Consider the following 252-nt stretch of genomic DNA (forward strand, 5'->3'; position numbering starts at 1 on the left):
CCTGCCTCCAAACGAATATTGTTTTGTGCAAGCAAAACAACATCATTCCCGGCTGCAAAATGTCCCCCTTTACTCAAAATATCATCACTCTGCACAGATAAGTTATGGGGTGCACTTATCCGCCCTGAATTGACCAAGTCTTTTGTGGTCATATTGACATCATCACCCATCATCAAAGCCCCAGCAGAAACAAAGGAGGCTCTGTCTTTTTCAGGAATGTAAAGCACCGGTGCATAAACCTCCATGCCCTTG

1 protein-coding gene is annotated in these 252 nt (G+C 44.8%); it reads right to left on the bottom strand.

The genetic code is table 11. From position 1 onward, the window contains the following. Positions 1 to 252 (bottom strand): hypothetical protein (locus tag ACFINC_RS10740; protein ID WP_375617206.1); only part of this gene is annotated, 252 nt, incomplete at both ends.

Origin of the sequence: Bartonella sp. AP58NXGY (assembly GCF_042195785.1) — a bacterium.
Taxonomy (GTDB): Bacteria; Pseudomonadota; Alphaproteobacteria; order Rhizobiales; family Rhizobiaceae; genus Bartonella.